The organism is Pseudomonas sp. HMSC063H08 (assembly GCF_001813645.1).
Lineage (GTDB): Bacteria > Pseudomonadota > Gammaproteobacteria > Pseudomonadales > Pseudomonadaceae > Pseudomonas > Pseudomonas aeruginosa.
Map to the genome: position 1 here is coordinate 1 of NZ_KV813580.1, position 1,755 is coordinate 1,755.

Annotated in this window: 2 protein-coding genes and 2 pseudogenes; 2 read left to right on the forward strand and 2 right to left on the reverse strand. The window is 53.6% G+C overall.

All coding sequences use genetic code 11. From position 1 onward, the window contains the following. A pseudogene (locus HMPREF2924_RS37095) lies at positions 1-96 on the forward strand (DEAD/DEAH box helicase); the annotation flags it as partial. A 320-nt stretch (positions 97-416) separates the two neighbouring features. Here HMPREF2924_RS37095 and HMPREF2924_RS26770 read toward each other — a convergent pair. After that, on the reverse strand, positions 417-671 hold the full coding sequence (locus HMPREF2924_RS26770) for a hypothetical protein (protein ID WP_003099808.1): 255 nt from the start codon (positions 669-671) through the stop codon (positions 417-419). A gap of 41 nt (positions 672-712) precedes the next feature. Here HMPREF2924_RS26770 and HMPREF2924_RS36635 point away from each other — a divergent pair. Further along, positions 713-886 (forward strand): annotated as a pseudogene (locus HMPREF2924_RS36635) (DUF159 family protein); the annotation flags it as partial. 425 nt (positions 887-1,311) lie between these two features. Here HMPREF2924_RS36635 and HMPREF2924_RS26775 read toward each other — a convergent pair. Beyond that, positions 1,312-1,509: a hypothetical protein gene (locus HMPREF2924_RS26775; RefSeq protein WP_003099811.1), complete on the reverse strand. Its 198-nt coding sequence runs from the start codon at positions 1,507-1,509 to the stop codon at positions 1,312-1,314. Positions 1,510-1,755 lie beyond the last annotated feature (246 nt).

The window sequence follows — 1,755 nt, forward strand, 5'->3', positions numbered from 1 at the left end:
ACGTCGGGAGACGTTCCCGAGTCAGGTCTCGATTCGTTGAACCAGGACGGGGACTCGGTGGAGATGGCGTTGGCACGACAACTCATTGCAGCATGAACTCATAGGCCACCTTCGGGTGGCCTTTTTTTATATCAGCTTGGACGTACAGCGCCCTTGAGTAACTGCCAAGACAGTAAGACAGCATCATCCGCCCCAACCTCCTTTGCCGCCCAGCGCTGGACTGCCTCAATGTCAGTGTCGTATTCGATGGGGAATTCAATGTCTATTTGTCTCGTATGCCTGTTGGAAAGCCCCTTCCCCTGGCGCACGGACATGAAATGGACGTGGTATCGCGGCATGGCCCTTTTCTCTCCTACCTAGTGACCGTTTTATATTCAGCGAATAGATCGCCAGCAAACTCACGTCGCTTCCCTCAATCAGTTTGCCGCTGCTGGCGATGGTATGCGCCGGTATTTTTCGGCCTCGTCCAGCTGTTTGGCCAGGAGCATAACATCGGCCTCATACTCTGCGATTACCTTGTCACGCACGGCCACCGGGCCGAACCACAAGATAGCGAACGTGAAAATACAACCCAGGACGAAGGCCGGCATTGCGACCATGAAAACCCAAGCCTGGCGGCTTGGCTCTTGGTTCTTATTTTCCGTGAGCCTGGGGTAGAACTGCTTAGTCATGAGCATTTTCCTCGGTAATCAGACCTTTGCCAACTCGCCCTCCAGAACTCGCAAATGAGTGGGTCGATGAGGCAACCACGCCCGAACGGGCAGAGCAGATGGTACTGCAGGAAAGTGAGGCTCCAGAAGTGTTCACCTGGTATCGCGTCGACCGCGCGGTCGGCAATGTTCGCAATCAAGGGGTACACCTCATAGAGCCTCAGCGGACCGGGTAGGCTTAGTTCAACTATCGGCTGCCAGGAATTGCAGGAGGAAGTATCTGGCGATGAATCGGGGCGTTATCCTTCCCCTGTCGCCAGCGACGAAGGTCCTCGCTCACCCAATCATTCAGTGAGGCCGCGGACAAGGTTCCCCCATTCTTCAGGTAATATGCAACCTCCGCCATAGCTTGGTGATAGCCGCGCCGGTAAGTACCCTCTATTTGTGAATCGGCAGGACCAATATCTGAGCCTGGCCCCAACTTACCATTAACCATCCTCTCGAGAAGACTGTTTTCACCACTCATAATAACCCCCTATGGTTATAAATCAGTTTTACAAGCTTGATACAACCAAGGAACCTTAACCATTTTTCTCAATGTTCTTCAAGTGCATCAAGGGAGCAATTCGTCATAGCTTAATTCCTAGGAATAGCCTTTCAGTCAACCTATAGGCAACTGGCCGAGCACCAAAAGCGTGCTCAGTGCATGGTAGCGAGCCAGGTATTCGCTCCATGCCTCATCGACGTGCGCGCTCTCAATCCCTGCCTCCCTCTTGCGATAAAAAGCAGCCACGGCGGCCAGTTCCTGGCGCGCTATATCGATGATGGTTTGTTCGAGCTGGGGAAGGTCTGTATTCATGGCCTAGGGCTTCCTCGAAGCAGTGTTAACCAGAAATGACGCAGCCTGGATGCGTGTGAAGGGCACCCAGAGTCGACTGATCTTCGCATAGCGAATCAGGCCCGGCGATTCGCCAGAATCCTATCCAAAAAAATCCCACCCCCACTCACCGAGTATTTCCTACTGCCTCAATGGGGGCAGTCTGAGAGGGTGTCTCTGGCTTCGCGCGAGGACACTCATGAAACGCCCATCCCCTGCATCAATGAT

Coding starts and splice junctions, on each gene's coding strand:
- HMPREF2924_RS26775 (WP_003099811.1), bottom strand. CDS start 1,509: ATGAATACAGACCTTCCCCAGCTCGAACAAACCATCATCGATATAGCG.
- HMPREF2924_RS26770 (WP_003099808.1), bottom strand. CDS start 671: ATGACTAAGCAGTTCTACCCCAGGCTCACGGAAAATAAGAACCAAGAG.